3 protein-coding genes are annotated in these 3,253 nt (G+C 77.3%); 2 read left to right on the forward strand and 1 reads right to left on the reverse strand.

Annotated features, from left to right (window positions below; all coding sequences use genetic code 11):
• The first annotated feature begins 45 nt into the window (after positions 1-45).
• Positions 46-1,110 (forward strand): anthranilate phosphoribosyltransferase, encoded by a 1,065-nt coding sequence (gene trpD, locus WCS02_RS18940; protein WP_340295842.1) that lies wholly within the window; start codon positions 46-48, stop codon positions 1,108-1,110.
• Between the two features lie 19 nt (positions 1,111-1,129).
• On the opposite strand, the gene WCS02_RS18945 is transcribed toward trpD, so the two are convergent.
• Positions 1,130-2,854, reverse strand: a complete 1,725-nt coding sequence (locus WCS02_RS18945) for a DEDD exonuclease domain-containing protein (RefSeq protein WP_340295840.1) — start codon at positions 2,852-2,854, stop codon at positions 1,130-1,132.
• A gap of 89 nt (positions 2,855-2,943) precedes the next feature.
• On the opposite strand from WCS02_RS18945, the gene WCS02_RS18950 reads away from it, so the two are divergent.
• On the forward strand, positions 2,944-3,228 hold the full coding sequence (locus WCS02_RS18950; protein WP_340295841.1) for a hypothetical protein: 285 nt from the start codon (positions 2,944-2,946) through the stop codon (positions 3,226-3,228).
• The last annotated feature ends 25 nt before the right edge of the window (positions 3,229-3,253 follow it).

Genomic DNA, 3,253 nt, shown 5'->3' on the forward strand with positions numbered 1-3,253 from the left:
GGTGGCCTCGCTCGCCCGGCGCCGCGCCGCCGCTGCCCCGCCCGCGTGAGCGCGGCCGCCACCGAGCCGGCCCCCACCTGGGCCGGGGTCCTGGAGACCCTGGCGCAGGGCCGCCACCTCGACCGGGACCAGACCCGCTGGGCGCTGGACGCCGTCATGCGGGGCGAGGCCGACGACGCCCGCCTCGCGGGGCTGCTGGTCGGTCTGCGCGCCAAGGGCGAGACGGTCGAGGAGGTGAGCGGCCTCGCCGAGGCGATGCTGTCCCACGCCCTCCCGCTGCACGTCGACGGTCCCGCGGTGGACATCGTCGGCACCGGGGGAGACGGCGCCCACACCGTCAACATCTCGACCATGGCCTCGCTCGTGGCGGCGGGCGCGGGCGCGACCGTCGTCAAGCACGGCAACCGGGCGGCCTCCTCCCGCTGCGGCACCGCCGACGTGCTGGAGGAGCTCGGGCTGGACCTCGAGGCCGACCCCGCCCGGGTGGCCGCCTCGGCCCGCGAGAACGGCATCACGTTCGCCTTCGCGCCCCGGTTCCACCCGGCGGTGCGCTTCGTCGGCCCGGTCCGGCGCTCCCTCGGCATCCGGACGGTCTTCAACTCCCTGGGCCCGCTCACCAACCCGGCCCGCCCCGCCGCGATGGCGCTGGGCGTGGCCGACGCCCGGCACGCCGGGATCATCGCCGGGGTGCTGGCCGCCCGGGGGACGACCGCGCTCGTGGTCCGGGGGCAGGACGGCCTGGACGAGCTGACGACGACCGCGCCGACCAGCGTCCGGGTCGTCGTGGGCGGGGAGGTCGTCGAGACCGTCCTCGAGGCCGCCGACGTCGGCATCCCGACCTCGGTCGTGGCCGACCTGCGCGGGGGCGACCGCACGGCCAACGCCGCGGTCGTGCGGGACGTGCTCGCCGGGGCGCAGGGGCCCGTCACCGACGTCGTGGCGCTCAACGCCGCGGCCGGGCTGCTGGCCCTGGACCTGGTGGGCAGCAGCCGCAGCGCAGCCGACGTCGCCGCGGACCTGCCCGGCGCCCTCGAGCCGTTCCTCGTGGCGGCCCGCGAGGCGCTGGCGGACGGGCGGGCGCAGGCGGTCCTCACCCGCTGGCTCGGCTGAGCCTGCCGGGCGTCCCGGGTCACCCTGTCTCCCCGGGCACCCGCCACAGCGAGGCACCGTGGCGGCCGCCCTCGACCAGGTGCAGCTGCGACCAGCGGGCGGCCGCACCGACGGGCAGCGCCCACCCGCCCTCGGAGACGACGAGCCGGGTGCCGGGCTTCTCGAGCCACCGCACGAGCAGGGACGTCTCCTCCGGCAGCGCGGCCGAGCCGGGCCCGACCGGCGGGGGGACGTGCTCGGCGGTGGCGCGCAGAGCGTCGACGGTGGGCATGACGGGCTCGCCGGCGCGGGTGACGGCGCTGCCGGCCATGCGGCCGTGGCGCACGCACACCAGCTCCCAGCCGCCGACCTGGCGCTTCCGGGCGGCGACGAGCTCGCCCGTGGCGACCAGGCCGCGCACCTGCTGAGCGCGGTCGACACCGCGGACGAGGGCCGCGAGGCGGTCGCGCTCGGACGCCGCCTCCTCGTAGCGCTGCTGGTCCGAGAGCCCGCGGACCCGCCGCATGATGGTCTCCACCAGCGGTGACAGGTCGCCGTCGAGCGCCTGCCGCACCTGGGCGACGACGCCCGCGTAGGCCTCGTCGGGGCCGGTGACGCAGGGGGCGCTGCAGCGGCCCATCCCCGCCAGGGCGCACGCGGTCCCGCCGCCCCGGCGCGACAGCCGGGGCGTGCAGCGTCGGATGTCGAAGGCGGTGTGGACGGCCTCGACGGCCTCCCGGGCCCGCGCGCGGGAGGAGAACAGGCCGACGTAGGCCGCGGCCGGGTGGTCGGCGCCCGGGTGGGAGACGACGGACAGGCGCGGCACCGGCTCGTCGGTGACCTTGACCCAGGCCGCCCGCTCCGGGCGGGTCGAGCGCCGGTTGTAGCTCGGCCGGTGCTCGGCGATGAGCCTCAGCTCCCTCACCTGCGCCTCCAGGGCGGTCGCGCAGACGACGTGCTCGACGCTGCGGGCGACCTGGACCATCTCCGTCATCCGCCGGCGCTTCTCCGAGGCGGTGAAGTAGCTGCGGACCCGGGTGCGGATGTCCAGCGACGAGCCGACGTAGAGCACCCGGCCGCCGCCGTCGACGAAGCGGTAGACCCCGGGGCAGCTGGGCAGCCCGTCGACGAGGTGCCGGCGCGAGCGGCGGCCGTCGTCGGTGCGGCAGAAGTCGAGCAGGTCCTCCACCGTCGTGACGCCGCGCGCCCGGGCGAGCAGGGCGTGCAGCACGTCGACCGTGGCGCGCGCGTCGGCCAGCGCCCGGTGCACCGGCGTCGTGGTGGCCCGGAAGTAGGCGGCCAGGGTGCCGAGCTTGCGGTTGGGGACCTCGTCGTCGGTGACGAGGCGCCGGGCGAGCGCGACGGTGTCCACGACCTCGAAGCGGGGCCAGGGCCGGCCCTGCGCGGTGCAGGCGGCCCGGAGGAACGAGATGTCGAAGCGGGCGTTGTGCGCCACCAGGACGCTGCCGGCGGCGAAGTCGAGGAAGGCGGGCAGCGCCGCCGTCATCCGCGGGGCGCCCACGAGCATGCCGTTCGTGATGCCGGTGAGCAGGGCGATCTGCGGCGGCACGGGCACACCGGGGTCCACGAGGGTCTGCAGCTCACCGACGACCTCGCCGCCGCGCACGAGGACCGCGCCGATCTCGGTCACCGCGTCCTTGGCGGCGCTCCCGCCCGTCGTCTCGAGGTCGACGACGCAGAACGTCGTCTCGTGCAGGGGGCGACCCAGGTCCTCGAAGCTGCCCTGCACGGTCATGGTGCTCATGGCCGCGGACGCTAGAGGGGGCCCCGGACACAGCCCCGGAGGCGCGGCGGGCGGGGGTTGTGTCCGGGCCCGTCCATACCGTCCTGGGCATGCTCATCGACTGCGACTCCTGCACCGCGAGGCCCCGCGCCTGCGGCGACTGCATCGTCACCCACCTGCTGCAGGTGGGCCCCGTCCGCGGCAGCACCGAGGACTCCTGGGCCGAGCCCCACGAGGTGATGGACCCGGTGGACGCCGCTCCCGAGCTCACCGAGTCCGAGGTCGCGGCGGTGGCCGTGCTGTCCGCCGGCGGCCTGGTGCCGCCCCTGCGGCTGGTGACACCGACGCCCCCGGCGGGCGCGGGGCGCGGGGGCGCCCGCCGCCGCACCGGGTGAGGCAGGCTGGCCCCGTGCAGGGGAC

It is taken from the genome of Aquipuribacter hungaricus (genome assembly GCF_037860755.1).
Taxonomy (GTDB): Bacteria; Actinomycetota; Actinomycetes; order Actinomycetales; family JBBAYJ01; genus Aquipuribacter; species Aquipuribacter hungaricus.